Source organism: Micromonospora sp. NPDC050686 (assembly GCF_040654475.1).
In the GTDB taxonomy this organism is placed as follows: Bacteria; Actinomycetota; Actinomycetes; order Mycobacteriales; family Micromonosporaceae; genus Micromonospora.
Map to the genome: position 1 here is coordinate 370,808 of NZ_JBFAID010000001.1, position 16,394 is coordinate 387,201.

Annotated in this window: 14 protein-coding genes; 4 read left to right on the top strand and 10 right to left on the bottom strand. The window is 73.8% G+C overall.

The window, feature by feature from the left end; genetic code table 11:
• Window positions 1–14: 14 nt before the first annotated feature.
• The 10 genes from AB0H57_RS01705 to AB0H57_RS01750 all read right to left on the bottom strand — a co-directional run bounded on the left by AB0H57_RS01705 (window position 15) and on the right by AB0H57_RS01750 (window position 11,880).
• Window positions 15–935 carry a DNA-3-methyladenine glycosylase 2 family protein gene (locus AB0H57_RS01705; RefSeq protein ID WP_357501536.1) on the bottom strand — a complete coding sequence of 307 codons (921 nt, stop codon included), beginning with the start codon at window positions 933–935 and terminating at the stop codon, window positions 15–17.
• Between the two features lie 222 nt (window positions 936–1,157).
• The gene (locus AB0H57_RS01710) at window positions 1,158–1,832 is read right to left on the bottom strand and encodes a hypothetical protein (RefSeq protein ID WP_357501537.1); all 675 of its coding nucleotides are present in this window, start codon (window positions 1,830–1,832) and stop codon (window positions 1,158–1,160) included.
• A 202-nt stretch (window positions 1,833–2,034) separates the two neighbouring features.
• Entirely contained in the window at window positions 2,035–2,820 is a 786-nt protein-coding gene (locus tag AB0H57_RS01715) for a zf-HC2 domain-containing protein (protein WP_357501538.1), read from the bottom strand.
• Complete coding sequence (locus AB0H57_RS01720; protein WP_357501539.1) at window positions 2,817–3,515, bottom strand: sigma-70 family RNA polymerase sigma factor; 699 nt, start codon at window positions 3,513–3,515, stop codon at window positions 2,817–2,819. Before AB0H57_RS01720 ends, AB0H57_RS01715 begins: the two co-directional genes overlap by 4 nt.
• 82 nt (window positions 3,516–3,597) lie before the next feature.
• The gene (locus tag AB0H57_RS01725; protein WP_357501540.1) at window positions 3,598–4,455 is read right to left on the bottom strand and encodes a fused MFS/spermidine synthase; all 858 of its coding nucleotides are present in this window, start codon (window positions 4,453–4,455) and stop codon (window positions 3,598–3,600) included.
• Window positions 4,455–5,426, bottom strand: coding sequence for a hypothetical protein (locus AB0H57_RS01730; RefSeq protein ID WP_357501541.1), 972 nt, complete (start codon window positions 5,424–5,426; stop codon window positions 4,455–4,457). Before AB0H57_RS01730 ends, AB0H57_RS01725 begins: the two co-directional genes overlap by 1 nt.
• Window positions 5,423–7,897, bottom strand: a complete 2,475-nt coding sequence (locus AB0H57_RS01735) for an SMC family ATPase (RefSeq protein ID WP_357501542.1) — start codon at window positions 7,895–7,897, stop codon at window positions 5,423–5,425. The genes AB0H57_RS01730 and AB0H57_RS01735 overlap by 4 nt, the downstream gene beginning before the upstream one ends.
• On the bottom strand, window positions 7,897–9,045 hold the full coding sequence (locus tag AB0H57_RS01740; RefSeq protein ID WP_357501543.1) for an exonuclease SbcCD subunit D: 1,149 nt from the start codon (window positions 9,043–9,045) through the stop codon (window positions 7,897–7,899). The genes AB0H57_RS01735 and AB0H57_RS01740 overlap by 1 nt, the downstream gene beginning before the upstream one ends.
• A 71-nt stretch (window positions 9,046–9,116) precedes the next feature.
• Complete coding sequence (locus tag AB0H57_RS01745) at window positions 9,117–10,865, bottom strand: ATP-binding protein (protein WP_357501544.1); 1,749 nt, start codon at window positions 10,863–10,865, stop codon at window positions 9,117–9,119.
• Between the two features lie 259 nt (window positions 10,866–11,124).
• Window positions 11,125–11,880 (bottom strand): pyrimidine reductase family protein, encoded by a 756-nt coding sequence (locus tag AB0H57_RS01750; protein ID WP_357501545.1) that lies wholly within the window; start codon window positions 11,878–11,880, stop codon window positions 11,125–11,127.
• 150 nt (window positions 11,881–12,030) lie between these two features.
• Here AB0H57_RS01750 and AB0H57_RS01755 point away from each other — a divergent pair, with 150 nt between their 5' ends.
• The 4 genes from AB0H57_RS01755 to AB0H57_RS01770 all read left to right on the top strand — a co-directional run bounded on the left by AB0H57_RS01755 (window position 12,031) and on the right by AB0H57_RS01770 (window position 16,240).
• Window positions 12,031–12,576 carry a plasmid pRiA4b ORF-3 family protein gene (locus tag AB0H57_RS01755; RefSeq protein ID WP_357501546.1) on the top strand — a complete coding sequence of 182 codons (546 nt, stop codon included), beginning with the start codon at window positions 12,031–12,033 and terminating at the stop codon, window positions 12,574–12,576.
• 324 nt (window positions 12,577–12,900) lie between these two features.
• Window positions 12,901–14,217, top strand: a complete 1,317-nt coding sequence (locus AB0H57_RS01760; protein WP_357501547.1) for an extracellular solute-binding protein — start codon at window positions 12,901–12,903, stop codon at window positions 14,215–14,217.
• A 123-nt stretch (window positions 14,218–14,340) separates the two neighbouring features.
• Window positions 14,341–15,330 (top strand): sugar ABC transporter permease, encoded by a 990-nt coding sequence (locus AB0H57_RS01765; protein ID WP_357501548.1) that lies wholly within the window; start codon window positions 14,341–14,343, stop codon window positions 15,328–15,330.
• 13 nt (window positions 15,331–15,343) lie between these two features.
• Window positions 15,344–16,240 (top strand): carbohydrate ABC transporter permease, encoded by an 897-nt coding sequence (locus AB0H57_RS01770; protein WP_357501549.1) that lies wholly within the window; start codon window positions 15,344–15,346, stop codon window positions 16,238–16,240.
• The last annotated feature ends 154 nt before the right edge of the window (window positions 16,241–16,394 follow it).

The window sequence follows — 16,394 nt, forward strand, 5'->3', positions numbered from 1 at the left end:
AGGCGGCCGGGCGATCAGAAGCGGGCGAAGGAGCGGATCGGCATCCGCGGCCCGTACCGGGGCGCCTGGGCACCGGCGGCGGCCAGCAGCACGCAGACCCGGCCGCGGTGACCGCGGAACGGCGCCAGCAGCTCGAGCATCCGGGCGTCGTCCGCGCGGGCTTCGCCGGCCAGCGCCCAGGCCACCGTGTTGGGCACGTGGTAGTCGCCGACGCTGACCGCGTCCGGGTCGCCGTACGCGACGCGGACCACCTCGGCGGCGGTCCACGGTCCGATGCCGGGCACGGCGGTGAGGCGGCGCGTCGCCTCGGCGGCGTCCGCGCAGCGTTCCAGCCGGTCGGCGAGGGCGGCGGCGCGGCGCAGCGTGTCCGCCCGCCGCTGCTCCACCCCGAACGGGTGGAAGATCCAGTACGGCGCGGCGGCCACCGCGGCCGGATCCGGCGGCAGCAGCAGCGGCTGCCGAGGCCCCGGCGCCGGCTCGCCGAAGTGGCGGACCGTCGCCGCGTACGCCCGGTACGCCTCCTTGCCGGTGACCTTCTGCTCGAAGACCGCCCGCAGCACCCGGGGGAAGACCAGCCCGGTGGCGGGCATCCGCAGCCCGTGGTGCCGGGCGGCCAGCCGGGCCACCACCGGGTGCGCGGCGGCCAGTTCGGCGAACCCGGTCAGGTCGTCGCGGAGCCCCGCGATGCCGTCGGCCCGGTCCACCACCCAGCCGCCGCCCGGCCCGTACCCCTCGGCCACCACCGCGCCGCCCGCCGGCCGCAGGCTCAGCGTGGCCGGACCGTCCGGGGTGCGGGTGGCCCACCACAAGGCGCCGTCCGCGATCCGGGCGCACGGGTCGTACGGGCTGAAGGTCAGCGGCCGGACCGAGTCGGCCAGCCGGTAGCCGGGTGGCGGGCGCAGCTCGCGGCTGGCGCTCGGCGCGGTCTCGGTCACCCCGACACTCTGCCACGGCCGGGGGCCGTGACGAGCGACACCGCCGGCGCGCCGGGCCGAGGGGCGCGCCGGGGCTGAACGGGTCGCGGCGCCGGCCCACGAGTGGGCCGGCGCCGTACCCCGGGACGCGGGGCGCTGCCGGTGCGTTGGCGTCCAGGTCGTCCGGGGCGGTGGCCGGTCGCGCCCTCCCCGACGGCGACCGGCCACCGGGTCACCGGTGGGTCAGTACGAGTAGCCGCCGTCCCCCGAGCTGCCGCCGGCGCTGTCGTCGGCGCTGTCGGCCGGCGGGGCCACCGGCTTCGGGGTGCCCTTCGGCAGGCAGGTCAGGTTCTTCTTGCCGTTCGGGGCGACCACGAACCAGGTGCCGCCGACGCCCTGGCCCTTCCACTGGCCGGGCTTCTTGTCGCCGATGTAGCGGTAGAGCGGCCAGCCGCCGAGGGTGATCTGCCGGGTGCCGTCCTGCCGGGTGACCGTGCCGACCTTGTCGTCGGAGACCCCGTTGAGCTGCGGGTTGCCGTCGGTGAGCGCGGGCGGCCAGACCTGGGCGCACTTGCCCACGCAGTTGGACGAGGGCGGGTCGGCCGAGTCCTTGTCGAACCGGTAGAGGATCCAACCGTCCTGGTCGGTCACCACGTTGCCCATCCGGGCCACCTTCTTGCCGCGCAGTTCGTCGGTGAGCCGGACGTCGGCCGGCGGCGCCTGGCCGTCGCCCGGCGCCTCCTGGCTGGCCTCCGGCTCCGCCGCAACGGTGGGCTCCGCCGCCGCGGTGGGCTCGGCCGCGGCGACGGCGACCGGCTCCGCCGCGCTCGAGTTCGTCGCGTCGTAACCTGCGGGAGCGCAGGCCGTCAGGGCGACCATCGCGCTAGCGACGATGACGGTTCGCTTCATCTGTGCCACGTGCCCTCCTCATGCTTGGCAGTTCGCCAATGAGTACGGCCCGGCCGCTGTCAAGGTTGAACATCGATGAGTGGCTCATTTCACATGTGACCCGTTGAACCGCCCGACCCCCTTGTCCGTGCCCCGAAGCGACGGCGTACCGCGGGCGGGCACGACGAAGGCGCCGGTCGGACCGCCCGACCGGCGCCGCACCAGACCACCCCTACTGCAGCGGCACCGTCACCAGTGGACTGGCCACCCCGTTGGCGTCCACCGACTCGATCTGCACCTTCCGGATGTCGCCGCGGGGCACCGCGGTCGCCGCCTGCAACTGCAACGGCAGCGGGTTGCTGTTCGTGCCGTACCCGGTGCCCGGCACCGACCAGGAGGACACCACCTCGGTGGCGTCGTTCTTGCGCACCACCACCAGGCGGCAGGTGCGTGGCCCGGGCAGTCGGGTCAGGTTGAAGTTGACCAGGGTGCCGTACTCCTTGGCCGCCAGCCACAGGTCTGCCTTGACCCCGGTGCTCTGGTCGGTGGCGCTCACCGGATCGCCGTCCGGCAGCTGGCCCTCGCCGCCGAACCCGGGGCCGGAGGTCGTCGGCCCCGGCGTGGGCTGCTCCGGCCCGGCGGTGGGCCGGCCGGTCGGCAGCGCCTGCGGCGCGCCTTCCGTGTCGGTGAGGCTGGCGATCCCGACGCCGGTCAGCCCGCCGAACACCACCACCGCGGCGGCGGCGGCGAGCACCTGCCGGAACCGGGCCCGGCGCCGGTCCGCGCGGACCGCCACCAGAGTACGGTCCAGCAGGGCCGGATCCGTGGCCGTCTGCTCCAGGGCCATCATCGTCTCGCCGTCGATGCCGGAGAGCAGGCCCACCACCGGCACCATCGTCTCCAGCTCGGCGGCACACGCCCAGCAGGTGGCGAGGTGCTCCTCGAACCGTTCCGCCTCCTGCTGGTCCAGCACGCCGAGCGCGTACGCGGCGACGTCCATGTGGTCGACCCGGCTCATTCCGTCACCCCCCGCTCCTGCAGAGCCGTACGCAGCGCGCGCAACGCGTAGTAGACCCGGGACTTGGCGGTGCCGAGCGGGAGCCCCAGCTCCTCGGCCGCCTCCGGCACCGTCCGACCCCGAAAGTACGTCGCCACCAGGATCTCCCGGTGCGACTGGCTCAGCGTACGCAGCGCGTCGGCCATCGTCATGGTGCGCAACACCCGTTCGGTGCTGTCCGCCTCGGCGAACGCGGTCAGGTCCCGGTCGTACGTCTCCGCCGGCCGGGCCTGCTCGCTGCGGTGCTCGTCGATCGCGATGCGCCGGGCCACCGTCACCAGCCACGGCCGCAGCGACCCCTGACCGTGCACGCCGAGCCGGTGCGCGTTGCGCCAGGCCCGCAGCAGGGTCTCCTGCACGATGTCCTCGGCGCGCTGCCGGTCGCCGCCGGTCAGCCGCATCACGAAGGCCAGCAGCGGCCCCGCGTGCTCGGCGTACAGCAGCCGGATCAACTGGTCGGAATGACTGGCCTCGGTGGACGTCGCCTGATGGCGCCCGGGCGCCGGTCGCGGCGGCACCGGGTCATTCTGGCGAACCGCCGGGTGGGCGTCGACCCCCCGGCCCGACCTGGACGCGCGCGACTGGGACTGGGCCCGGGCGGAACGCCACTCGGGCCGCGCCATGTCGCCGTGCCAGCCGGCCGCCACCGCATGCATGCAGACCTCCGGTGTCAAATGACATCAGCCGGCCCCCCACGGGCATGGCTGCCCGGTGATACGCAGCAACCCGCCGGACGGATCAACGCTCGACGGAAAAAATTCCGGGCGGCGGCGGGGTGGAGTCGGTGGCGTCGGCGTCGCGCACCACGGCGGCACCCGAGGCGAACCGGTCCAGCTCCGCGCCGGCCAGCACCCGGCCGGGGAACCAGTCCCCGGCGGCCCGCCGGGTCAGCTCCGGCACCGGCGGCTCGACCCGGCCGGCCACCAGCACCAGGTTGCCGTAGCGGCGCCCGCGCAGCACCGCCGCGTCGCTCACCAGGCAGGCCCGGGGCAGCACCGCGCGCACCGTGGCCACCTGCGCGCGGGCGTGCCGCAGCGGCGGGCCGTCCGCGATGTTGGCCAGGTACCAGCCGCCCGGCCGCAGCACCCGGGCCACCTCGGTGGCGTACTCCAGGCTGGTCAGGTGAGCCGGGGTGCGGGCGCCGGCGAACACGTCGGCGACCACCACGTCGAAGGCGGCGTCCCGGCTGGCGGTGAGGGTGGCCCGGGCGTCCGCGACCCGCACCCGCAGCCGCGGGTCGGTCGGCCAGGGCAGCTCCCGGCGGACCAGTTCGACCAGCGCGGCGTCCACCTCGGACACCCGCTGGGTGGAGCCGGGCCGGGTGGCGGCGACGTACCGGGGCAGGGTCAGCGCGCCGCCGCCCAGGTGCAGCACCCGCAGCGGCGCCCCGGCCGGGGCCACCAGGTCGAGGGCGGCGGCCAGCCGCCGGACGTACTCGAACTCCAGGTGCGTCGGGTCGGCCAGGTCCACGTGCGACTGCGGCGCGCCGTCCAGGAGCAGGGTGTACGACCGGGGCCGGTCCCGGTCCGGCACCAGCTCGGCCCGGCCGGTGTCGACCGGCGCGACCACCCGGTCGGTGGCCCGCTTGCGGCCCATCAGCGGCGCATCCCACCGGAGCGGGCGGCGGCGGTCAGCGCCCGGTGCAGCAGCCGGGCGTCGCCGAGCAGCCCCCGCAACCGGCGTTCCAGCCCGGCGATCGGGATCAGGTTCTGCGGAGCCCGCGGGTCCTTGTACGGGGTGGAGGCGAACCGGGGCAGGGTGACCAGGGACAGGTCGGCCAGCTCGATCGCCTCGGCCGCGGTCAGCTCGGCCGAGCACTCCATCCGGACGATGCCCGCCCAGGGCGCGCCCACCGCCACCGGCAGCCGCAGGTACCACGACCAGCCGCCCCACGCGGTGCCGAGCTTGAACACCGGGGAGCGCTGCCCCGAGCGCAGGCCGGTGACCACGGCGGTGAGCCGGGCGTCGAGGTACTGGCTGTGCTGGGTCTTGATGTAGCCGAGGGTGCGCGGCAGGTGCCGCCGGCTGCGCAGCGGACCGTCCACCACCAGCAGGTCGCCGTCGGTGCGGGCGGCGTCGGAGACGGCCACCTCCAGCGCGGTGAGTGGCCCCTGCACCGCCGCCGGCAGCTTGCTCAGCTCGCCGGCCCCGCCGACCCGGTGCACCGGGTAGCGGACCTGGCCGCAGACCACCTCGGCCGCCGACGGGCTGGCGGTGAACAGGCCCCGCTCCACCCGCGCCCCGGCCAGCTCGGCCGCCCCCCGCTCCAGGTCGCAGCGGACCACCCCGGCCGCGTACGAGGCGGCGATGCCCGGATAGGACGCGCCGTCCTCCTCGGCCGTCCACACGCTGGCGTCGATCCGGCGTACCCCGTCGACCAGCAGCACCACGTCCGGGGCCCGCAGCTCCGGCCGGGGGTCGATCGCCCGCCAGTCCACCGCGGGCAGTTCGGCGTCCGCCTCGACCTGGGCGCTGCTCGGGGCCGCCGGCCCGCCGGCCGACGCCTCGAACGACGCCCCGTACGCCGGATCCCACGCGTCGACGAAGTACCGAGGTTGCGTACTCAAAGGCCGGTCCGTTCGATCCGGGCGCTGCGGGCGTCCTTGCGTACCTCGAAGCGGACCGGGATGCGTTCGGCCAGCGCCGGTACGTGGGTGACCACCCCGACCATGCGGTCGCCCCGGGCGGCGAGCCCCTCCAGGGTGGCGGCCACCGTGTCCAGGGTGGCCGCGTCCAGGGTGCCGAAGCCCTCGTCCAGCACGATCGACTCCAGGCTGGCGGCCGTGGTGGACATCCCGGCCAACTGCTCGGACAGGGCCAGCGCCAGGGCCAGCGAGGCCTGGAACGTCTCGCCACCGGACAGCGTGCGCACGCCCCGGCGCAGCCCGGCGTCGTGGTGGTCCACCACGGAGAACTCGCCCTTGTCGTGGACCAGGTCGTACTGGCCGCCGGAGAGCTCGCGCAGGATCCGGGAGGCGCCGTCGACCAGCAGGTCCAGCGCCTCGGCCAGCAACCAGCGTTCGAAGTTGTTGGCCCGCAGGTGCCCGGCCAGGGCCCGGGCCACCTGGGCCCGCTGGCGGTGCTCCTCCCGCTGCCCGCGCAGCTCGGCGGCCTGTTCCCGGCGCTCCTCCAGCCGGCGGTGCGCCGCCTCGGCCCGTTCCACCGCCACCGTCACCGCGCGGACCGGGTCGTCGGCGGGGGGCAGCCCGCCACCGGCCAGCAGGCCACCGATCCGCTCCGCGACCACACCGACCGCCGCCTCGGCACCGGTCACCGCCGCGGCGAGACCGACCCGCTCCGCGCGCCGCCGCCCGGCCTGCCCGTCGGCCCACGCCACCAGCGCCGACCAGGCCGCGGCGACGTCGTCCCGGTCGGCGGCCGGCGGCCCGAACCGGGCCAGCCCGTCCCGGGTGCCGTCGAAGTCCCGCCAGGCGCGGCGTAGCCGCTCCTCCGCCGCGTCGAGCGCGCCGCGGGCCCGGCGGGCGGCGTCCCGGCCGGCCCGTACCGCGCCGGCCGCCTCCTCCAGGGCGCGGCGCAGCCGGTCGTGCTCGGCCAGCGACTCCCGCAGCGCGGCCGGCGTGGCGGCGCCGGCGAGTTGCGCGTCCAGTTCGGCCAGCCGGGCCCGCAACTGGTCGTCCTCGGCCCGGGCGCGCAGCAGCAGCCGGTCCAGCTCCTGGGCGGCGGCGTCGCGCTCCTGCACGACCCGTCTCGCCGCCTCGCTGGCCGCCCGGGCCGCCTTGCCGGCGGCGACCGCCCGGGCCACCGCCGAGCCCTTCGGCACGGCCGGCACCCGCGGCACCACCTGCTCGCAGACCGGGCAGGGGGCGCCGGCGGTCAGGTGCGCCCGCAGCGCCACCGCCTGGTCGGTCGCCTTCGCCTCCTCGTGCGCCCGGAACGCCGTCTCCAGCTCCGCCTCGGCCCGCTCGGCGGCGGCCCGCGCCTGCGCGAGCGCGCCGGCCGCCGCGTCGTGCTCGGTCTGCGCCGCCGCCACCGCCGCCCGGACGGCCGTCGCCTCGCCGGTCAGCCGCTCCCGGTCGGCGTGCGCCCGCAGCAGCAGCCGCAGCGCGCTCTCGTCGCCGGCCGCGGCCAGCTCGCCGCGCAGCTTCTCCTCGCGCTCCTCGGCCAGCCCGACCGCCGCCGCGGCCTCGTCGGCCGCCGCGCGGGCCGCCGCCACCGCCCGGGCCAGCTCGGCGATCCCGGCCGGCGGCCGGACCCCGGCCAGCACGGCCAGCTCCGCGTCCAACCCCGCCAGCTCCGCCGCCCGCTCCCGCGCCGCGGCCCGGGCCCGCTCCAGCTCGGGTACGGCGGCCTCGACCGCCCCGGACAGCTCCCGCATCCGGTCGACCTGGGCGAGCGCCTCGGCGAGCGCCTCGTCGTCCACGTCGGCCAGCCCGGCGAGCATCCGGTCCACCGCCTCCAGCTTGGCCTCCGCCCGGCCGGCGCGTTCGGTGGCCAGCTTCTGCACCTGCTCGTAGACGCCGAGGCCGAGCAGGTTCACCAGGATCTGCTGCCGGGTCGCCGGCTTGGCGTGCAGGAAGTCGGCGAACTGGCCCTGCGGCAGCACCACGCAACTGGTGAACTGCTCGTACGGCAGCCCGACCGCCGCCAGCACCGCGGACTCCATCTCGGCCGCGGTGCCGGCCAGCACCTCGCCGAGGTCCTCCGGGCTGAGCCCGGTGTCCAGCTTGGTGACGTCGAAGCCGGGCGGCATCAGTTGCAGGCCGGCGCCGGCCGTCTTGACGTTGCCCCGGCCGTCCCGGCGCACCACCCGGGTGGCCACGTACCGGTCACCGGCGGACTCGAAGACCAGCCGGACCCGGGCCTCGGTGGCCGACGGCGCGAGCGCGTTGGCCAGGCCCCGAGTGCCGCCCCAGCGGGGCACCGTGCCGTAGAGGGCGAAGCAGATCGCGTCCAGCACCGTGGACTTGCCCGAGCCGGTCGGCCCGACCAGCGCGAAGAAGTCCGCGTCGGTGAAGTCGACGGTGGTCTCCTCGCGGAAGACGGTGAAGCCCGCCAGGTCCAGCCGCATCGGGCGCATCAGCCACCCACCTCCTCGAACAGCTCGTCGAAGAGCTCCCGGACCCCCTCGTCGGCGTGCCCCTTGCCGTCCAGGTAGTCGGCGAAGAGCTGGCGGGGCGAGCGGCCGGCCCGCTGGGCGGTGCGGGTGCCGCTGCCCGGCGCCGGCACCAGCTCCGGGTCGATCCGGATCTCCAGCGCCCGGGGCAGCAGCTCCTGCACCTCCTCGCGCAGCCCGGCCCGGGGCTGCTCCCGTACGAACACCCGCAGCCAGCCCTCCGGCGCCGCCAGCTCGGCGAGCTGCGCCAGGGTGCCGCGCACCGTACGCAGCGGCACCGCCGCCGGCACCGGCACCTCGCGGATCTGGGCGGCGGTGGTGGCGGTCACCTCCACCAGGGTCACCGACGGAACGTTCTCCTGCTCGCCGAAGTCGACCGCGAGCGGGCTGCCGCTGTACCGGATCGGACAGGGGCCGATCACCCGCTGCGACCGGTGCAGGTGGCCCAGCGCCACGTAGTGCGCGTTCCCGGGGAAGATCGTCGCCGGTACGGCGTAGCCCAGCACGGTGTGCGCGTCCCGCTCGCCGCCGCCGGTGCTTGCCCCGACCACGGTGACGTGGGCGGTGACCAGGTGCACCCGGTCCGGCTCGGTGAAGCCCTCGGCGAGCCGGCCCAGCAGCCGGCCCAGGTGGTCGGCGTAGGTCTGGTTGGCCTCGGCGGCGGTCAGCTCGTACATCTCCACCGCGCGGACGGCGTACCGCTGGGAGAGGAAGGGCAGCGCGGCCACCTGCCAGCGCTCGCCGCCGCCGGTGACCCCGTCGATGATGTGCTCGGCCGGATTTTCCCGGACGCCGCCGCGCAGGGTGATCCCGGCCGCCTCGGCCCACGGTCGCAGCGCGTCCAGGGCCGGCCCGTTGTCGTGGTTGCCGCCGATCGCCAGCACGTCCGCGCCGAGGCGGCGCAGCGCGGTGAGTGCCCGGGTGACCAGGCGGGTGGCCTCCGGCGTCGGCGCCGCGGTGTCGTACAGGTCACCGGCGACGATCACCAGGTCGGGGCGCTCCGCGCGGGCGATCTCGATGACCCCGGCCAGCACCTGCTTGTGCTCGTCGAGGCGGGACTTCCCCTTGAGCACCTTGCCGACGTGCCAGTCCGAGGTGTGCAGGATCTTCACGGTGCCCGCCCTTCGTTCGCGGCTGCGGTGCTTCGCTGCGCTGCGCTCCTCGCGCTCACCGGGTCCCCCTCCTAGAACGGGATGTCGTCGTCGGAGGAGCTGGAGCCGACCACCGCGAACGGGTCGGCGGCCTGGGTGATCGACCGTAGCGTCTCCGACGGGGCGCGGCCCGCCTCGGAGACCCGGGTGGCCCAGGCGGGGAAGGGGAACTCCAGGCAGAGCGGGACCGGGATGTCCGGCTGGTTGACGAACATCGTGCCCGGCTTGGCCAGCAGCGCCCGCTGGCGCTGGGCCGGCGGGAGGAAGCCGTACTCCGGGCGGGACGCCTCGGCCGGGTCGAGCCGGCCGACCACCCGGATCGCCGAGTTGGTGACGATCCGCCGCTCCACCTCGCTCGCCGTCTGCTGGGCGCCGACCAGGATCACCCCGAGCGAGCGGCCCCGCTCGGCGATGTCCAGCAGCACCTCCTTGATCGGGGAGGAGCCCTCGCGCGGGGCGTACTTGTTCAGCTCGTCGAGCACCACGAAGAGCAGCGGCTTGGCGGTGCCGGCCTTCTCCTTGCGCTCGAACTCGCTCTTCAGCGTCACGCCGACCACGAAGCGCTGCGCCCGGTCCGGCAGGTTGTGCAGGTCGACCACGGTGACCTGGGCGCTCTCCGCGGTGTTGATCGAGTGCGGCCGGCGGGTGGCCAGGTCGCCGCGGATCAGCCGGCCCAGGTCCTTCTTGCTGCCGATCAACCGGCGGGCGAAGGCGTTGACCGTGCCGAGGCCGACCGCGCTGCCGGCCCAGTCGCTCCGGGTCTCGTCGTCGTTGAGCTGCTCCACCACGTGGTCGACCAGGTCGGCGTAGGAGCCGAGCCGGACCCCGTCGATGCTCACCCCGCCGTCGGCGGGCTGGGCGTACCGGGCCAGGTGCGCGGCGACCGAGTGGACCACCATCGTGTACTGCTGGCGCTCGTCGTCGGCGTCGGCGAAGACGTACGGCAGGAGGCGGTCGGCGCAGAACTCGGTAAGCGTCCAGTAGAAGCTGTCCACTCCGGTCAGCCGGCTGCTCACGTCGGGCGTGCCGGAAGAGTCGCCGACCCTCGGCGGGGCGTACACCCGCACGTCGGGGAAGGCGCCGGCGGTCAGGCCGAGCTTCGCGTACCCGGCGCGGGTCGCGTCGTCGAGGCGGGTGTTCGGGTGGTCGAGGAAGAGCAGGTCCTCGCCCTTGACGTTGAAGATGAGCGCCTTGGCGTTGACCGCGTCGCCGCCCAGCACCCCGGAGCGGAACACCGAATAGAGCAGGAACGTGGCGAAGCTGGTCTTGGTGGCCACGCCGGAGATGCCGGAGATGGAGACGTGCGCGCCCCGGGTGCCGTCGAGGAAGTCGGCGTTGAGGTAGACCGGCACGCCGTCGCGGCCCATCCCCATCGGGATGCGCCGCTCCATCCGGTCGAAGTGCAGCGCCCGGGCCCGGGCGTCGCCCTCGGCCCGGTGCACCGTCGCGCCCGGCGTCGGCGGGACGTAGAACTCCGGGTCGACCCGGGTGGTGGTGATCTCGGCGGCCTCCTGCACCTGGGCCGGGAGGGTGCCGTCGGCGATGGCGAAGACGTCCGAGTCGAACTGGGCGCCCTCGTGCCGGGCCCGGACCTGGGTGACCACCCCGGCGATCGTCACCGGCTCCCGGTCGGGCAGCTCCCGGCGGGTCACCACCACGTCGTCGAGCTGGAGGTAGCTGTCCGGGGAGACGGCCGTCCAGAACTGCAACGGGGTGGCATCGGCGGTGCCCAGCACTCGGCCGACCGGCTCACCGGGGCTGTCGAGCAGGTCGTCGGTCATCAGCGGGCTCCGGTCGGCTGGTCGCTCGGGGCGCGGCTCACGCCCTGGGTGTCGTCTCGGTCAGGGCACACGCCCTGCATCCTGCCCGAGGTATGCGACAGGTTGCCACGCGACGCGGCGGACGCCACGCCGGTCGTCCAGGCCCGATCGCTCGGCGGGTTCGGCCGACCACGGGGAGTGCGAATCCGGGCTGGTCACGCTCCTCGCCCTTGGCGAGCAGCGGCCGGCCCGCCGGGGGGCAAGACTCGCCAGGTGGGCCTCATCGTTCCACGCTGCGGGCGTAGCGCAGCATCAGTACGCCGTCCGCGGCGGCCAGCACGTGCCGCAGCCCGAGCTGCCGGGGCGGGCTGGTGGCCCCGGCCGTGATCCGGCCCGGCCCGGGCCCGGCCAGCAGCGGGGCGACGGTCAGGCAGAGCTCGTCGACCAGGTCGGCGGCGGTCAGCGCGCCGAACAGCTGCGGCCCGCCCTCGCACAGCAGCTCCGCCAGCCCGCGCCGGCGCAGCTCGACCAGGCCGGCGGCGAGGTCCACCCGGTCGGTGCCGCAGCGGACCAGCTCGGCCACGTCGGTCAGCCCGGGTGGCGGCTGGGCCCCGGCGTGGGTGAGCACGACCGGCCGTACCGGCGCGTCGGCGAAGGCCGCCTGGGCCGGGTCGAGGTCCAGCGAGCCGGAGACCACGACCAGGGCCGGGTACTCGGCCAGCCCGTGCTCGCGCCGCCACGCCCGGCGGTCCGCGCTGAGCCGTACCGCCCGGTAGCCCTCGTGCCGGAGCGTGCCGGCGGCGACCAGCAGCCCGTCGCAGAGCATCCGCAGCAGGCCGAAGACCCGCTTGTCGGGCTCGCCGGAGAGGCCGGCGGAGTAGCCGTCCAGGGTGACCGCGCCGTCGAGACTCGACACGAAGTTCACCCGCAGGTGGGGACCGCCGGCGCGGCCGTAGAGCGCGGTCAGGTCCGGGTCGGACAGCGGCGCCGGGTCGGGCGCCGGCCAGAGCCGGGAAATCGGCGTTTTGACGGTCATTCGCCGGCGGGACCGGTGACCGGCGGGGTCGGTTCGGGGGTACGGTGCTGGCAGTCGCACCACTTCCGGCCCGGACATTCGTCGTGCCGCCGCTCCCGGCACGCTCGGCAGATCATGCCGGCAGCCTATGCGGTGGAAGGAGGGGACAGCATGCCACGTCAGATCTTCCAGGTGCAGATGTCCCTCGCCGGGGTGCGACCCCCGGTCTGGCGGCGGGTGCTGGTCCCCGGCGGTTTCACCCTCGACCGGCTGCACCGGGTGGTGCAGTACGCGATGGGCTGGCAGGACTGCCACCTGCACTCCTTCGACATCGACGGCATCCAGTACGGCGAGCCCGATCCGGACGGCGAGCTGGCGGTCCGCGACGAGCTGGACGTCCGCCTCGACGCGGTGGTCGGCAAGGGCAGCCGGTTCCAGTACACGTACGACTTCGGTGACTGGTGGGAGCACGACCTGCTGGTGGAGGACGCGCTGACCGGGGATCCGGAGCAGCGGTACCCGTACTGCGTGGACGGGGCGCGGGCGTGCCCGCCGGAGGACGTGGGCGGGCCGCCGGGATATCAGCTCCTGCTGGCCGCGCTGGCCGATCCGGGGCATCCCGAACACGCCGCGATGCGCCGCTTCGTCGGCGACCGCTTCGCCTCGGAGGCGTTCGACGCCGGCCGGGTGAGCACCCTGCTGCGTCGCCTCTGCTGACCGGCGCGTACCCGCCGGGCGAGGGCGCGGGGTGCGCGCGCCGGACGGCCTGATTCGCCGCGAGCCCTCGCCGGTATGTCCGTGATCCGGCGGTCCATCCCTGTCAGCGGGCGGTTCCATGCGGTAACGAAATGGGAACGCTCCCAGGCCGGTATTGACACCCTCGACACCCACCGGCAATCTCATGGGAGCGCTCCCGGTAGTGACGTGGATCTCTCCAGGTTCCCTTCCGGATGCCGCCGTCGGCGTTGTCCGGCGGGCGGTCGCGCCGTGCAGCAACCCCCACCACACACAACGCCTCACCATCGAAAGAGGGGTCTGAAGATGACCGTCCCAATCGGTCGCCGGCGGTTCGCGGCCATCGCGCTCGCCTCAGTCGCGGTGCTCGCCGCCGCCACCGCCTGCAGCAACGACTCGTCGGGCGGCGGCGGCACCGCCGACGACCCGATCACGCTCGTCGTCGACGTCTTCGGCGACCAGGGCTTCGGCTACGAGGAGCTCTACAAGCAGTACCAAGCCGACCACCCGAACATCAAGATCACCGAGCGCGGCAAGGGTCTCGGCCTGGGCGACTACAACACCCGGCTGACCCAGCAGATCACCGCCGGCGCCGGCGCCGGGGACGTCGTGGCCCTGGAAGAGGGCACGATCGTCCAGTTCTTCGCGCAGACCGACAAGTTCCAGAACCTGGCCGACTACGGCGCCAACGACCTCAAGGACAACTTCCTGCCGTGGAAGTGGCAGGCGGGCGTGACCCCCGACGGCACGGTGCTCGGTCTCGGCACGGACGTCGGCTCGATGGCCCTGTGCTACCGCAGCGACCTGTTCAAGGCCGCCGGCCTGCCCACCGACCGGGAAGAGGTCGGCGCGCTCTGGCCGACCTGGGACGAGTTCATCGCCACCGGCCAGAAGTTCGCCGCCGCCGACAAGAAGCACAAGTTCGTCGACTCGGCGACCAACTTCTACAACGTGGTGCTGATGCAGATCGCCAGCAACGGCAGCGGCCAGACCTACTACGACAAGAGCAACAAGCTGATCATCGGGGAGAACCCGGACGTCCAGACCGCGTACAACCTCACCACCAAGATGATCGCGGCCGGGCTGTCGAACAACCTCCAGTCGTTCTCCAACGAGTGGAACGCCGGGTTCAAGAACGGCACCTTCGCCACCATCGCCTGCCCGGCCTGGATGACCGGCGTCATCAAGGGCCAGGCCGGTGACGCGGCGGCCGGCAAGTGGGACATCGCCAAGGCCCCCGGCGCCGCCGGCAACTGGGGCGGCTCCTGGCTGGCCGTGCCGAAGTCCAGCAAGCACCCCAAGGAGGCCGCCGAGCTGGCCAAGTTCCTGACCAGCAACAAGGGCCAGGTCGAGGCGTTCAAGGCGGTCGGCAACCTGCCGTCGTCCCCGCAGGGTCTCGCCGACCCGGCGGTCTCCTCGGCCACCAACGACTACTTCAGCAACGCCCCGACCGGCAAGATCTTCGCCGCCGGTGCCAGCGAGCTGAAGCCGGTCTACCTCGGCCCGAAGAACAACGCGGTCCGGACCGCTGTGGAGAACACCCTGCGCGCGGTCGAGCAGGGTAAGCCCGCGGCGGAGCAGTGGCAGGCAGCGCTGAAGAACGGCGAGGCGGCCGGCAAGTAGCCAAGGCCCTACCGCCCGGTCACGGGTGGTGCCGACCGACACCGGCGGCACCACCCGTGATCCCACGTCGGAGCCCGTGATCCGGCGTCGTCGCGTCGACGCCACTCACCCGAAGGAACTCTGATGAGCCTTCCCATCGACACCGCGGCCCCACCCGGCCCGTCCCGGCCGCCGGCCGCCCCGGCCGCGCACCGGCGGCGCCCGGCCGGGCGCATCCTCAACCGGCTGGATCTGCGCTACACCCCGTACCTGTTCGTCCTGCCGTTCTTCGTCATCTTCGCGATCTTCGGCGTCTACCCGATCGTCTACACCTTCTGGATCGCGCTGACCGACCGCTCGCCGCTGAACCCGACGATCAGCTTCGTCGGCCTGGACAACTTCGTCGAGCTGCTCACCAACGACCCGCAGTTCTGGAACGCGGTGACGAACACCTTCGGGATGTTCGTGCTCTCCACCGTGCCGCAGCTGCTGCTGGCGCTGTTGCTGGCCAACGCGCTGAACCGGCGCATCCGGGGGCAGATGTTCTTCCGGCTGGCCATCGCCATGCCGATCATCACCTCGACGGCGGTCGTCGCGCTGATCTTCTCGATGATCTACGCGCGCGAGTTCGGGCTGGTCAACTGGCTGCTCGACCTGGTGGGGGTCGATCCGGTCGACTGGCGGGCCGGCCGCTTCGCCTCCTGGTTCGCCATCTCGACAATGGTCGACTGGCGGTGGATCGGCTACAACGCCCTGATCTACCTCGCCGCCATGCAGTCCATCAACAAGGACGTGTACGAGGCAGCGGCGCTGGACGGCGCCTCCCGCCGCCGCCAGTTCTGGTCGATCACGGTCCCGCAGCTGCGCCCGACGATCATCTTCACGCTGATCATCTCGACCATCGGCGGCCTGCAGCTGTTCACCGAGCCGCTGATGTTCACCAGCGGGTCCGGGGCCATGTCCGGCGGCACCGAGGGGCAGTTCCAGACCATCACCATGTACCTGCTCGACGTCATGAACCAGCGCTTCCGCTGGGGGTACGCCGGCGCGGTGGCGTTGATGCTCTTCCTGCTGATCGCCGTCTTCTCGTTCATCAACTACCTGCTGGCCCGCCGGATCAGCACGGACAAGTGAGGGTGGCGCACGAATGACCAGTACCACGCTGCACCCGCCCCTCCCGCGGGCCCCGGAGCCGCGGCTCCGCCACCGCGCGGAGAAGCTCTGGGCGGCCAGCCCGCTGACCTGGGTCGGGCTCGTCCTCGGGGTGTTCCTCTCGCTCTTCCCGTTCTACTGGATGATCGTGATCGCGTCGCGTACCAACGACGCCGCGAACTCCTGGCCGCCACCGTTCCTGCCCGGCGGGGAACTCGGCGAGAACGTCCGCCGGGTGCTCGCCAACGGCGACGCCGCCATCGTCAAGGGCCTGCTGAACTCGTTCCTGGTCTCCGGCACGATCACGGTGGCCACGGTGTTCTTCGGCTCGCTGGCCGGCTTCGCCTTCGCCAAGCTGCGCTTCCGGGGCAAGAACGCGCTGCTGCTGATCATCCTGGCCTCGATGATGGTGCCGATCCAGCTCGGCGTGCTGCCGCTGTACATCCTGATGGCCAAGCTGGACTGGCTCAACACCATGCCGTCGGTCACCGTGCCGTTCCTCATCGGCGGCTTCGGGATCTTCATGATGCGGCAGTACGCGGAGCAGGCCGTGCCGAACGAGTTGATCGAGGCGGCCCGGGTCGACGGCTGCTCCACCTGGAAGGTGTACTGGCACGTGGTGGTGCCGGCGCTGCGCCCGGCCGCCGCGGTGCTCGGCCTGCTCACCTTCATGGAGCAGTGGAACCAGTTCTTCTGGCCGTTCGTGGTGCTGGCCGACCCGGCCAACCCGACCGTGCAGATCTCGCTGCGCAGCCTGAACACGGCCTACTTCGCCGACAACTCGCAGATCTTCGCCGGTACCTTGATCGCGACGCTGCCGCTGTTCATCGTCTTCGTCCTGTTCGGCCGCCAGATCATCGGCGGGATCATGGAAGGTGCCGTCAAATCGTGAGCGCGAGGAGTGAGCCGGGGTTGCGAGCCCCGCAGTCGCGAGCGGAAGAAGGCTCGGTGAGCGCGAGGAGTGAGCCGGGGTTGCGAGCCCCGCAGTCGCGAGCGGAAGAAGGCTCGGTGAGCGCGAGGAGTGAGCCGGGGTTGCGAGCCCCGCA

Coding starts and splice junctions, on each gene's coding strand:
- AB0H57_RS01750 (WP_357501545.1), bottom strand. CDS start 11,880: ATGACCGTCAAAACGCCGATTTCCCGGCTCTGGCCGGCGCCCGACCCG.
- AB0H57_RS01720 (WP_357501539.1), bottom strand. CDS start 3,515: ATGCATGCGGTGGCGGCCGGCTGGCACGGCGACATGGCGCGGCCCGAG.
- AB0H57_RS01760 (WP_357501547.1), top strand. CDS start 12,901: ATGACCGTCCCAATCGGTCGCCGGCGGTTCGCGGCCATCGCGCTCGCC.
- AB0H57_RS01715 (WP_357501538.1), bottom strand. CDS start 2,820: ATGAGCCGGGTCGACCACATGGACGTCGCCGCGTACGCGCTCGGCGTG.
- AB0H57_RS01725 (WP_357501540.1), bottom strand. CDS start 4,455: ATGGGCCGCAAGCGGGCCACCGACCGGGTGGTCGCGCCGGTCGACACC.
- AB0H57_RS01755 (WP_357501546.1), top strand. CDS start 12,031: ATGCCACGTCAGATCTTCCAGGTGCAGATGTCCCTCGCCGGGGTGCGA.
- AB0H57_RS01745 (WP_357501544.1), bottom strand. CDS start 10,865: ATGACCGACGACCTGCTCGACAGCCCCGGTGAGCCGGTCGGCCGAGTG.
- AB0H57_RS01770 (WP_357501549.1), top strand. CDS start 15,344: ATGACCAGTACCACGCTGCACCCGCCCCTCCCGCGGGCCCCGGAGCCG.
- AB0H57_RS01765 (WP_357501548.1), top strand. CDS start 14,341: ATGAGCCTTCCCATCGACACCGCGGCCCCACCCGGCCCGTCCCGGCCG.
- AB0H57_RS01735 (WP_357501542.1), bottom strand. CDS start 7,897: ATGCGCCCGATGCGGCTGGACCTGGCGGGCTTCACCGTCTTCCGCGAG.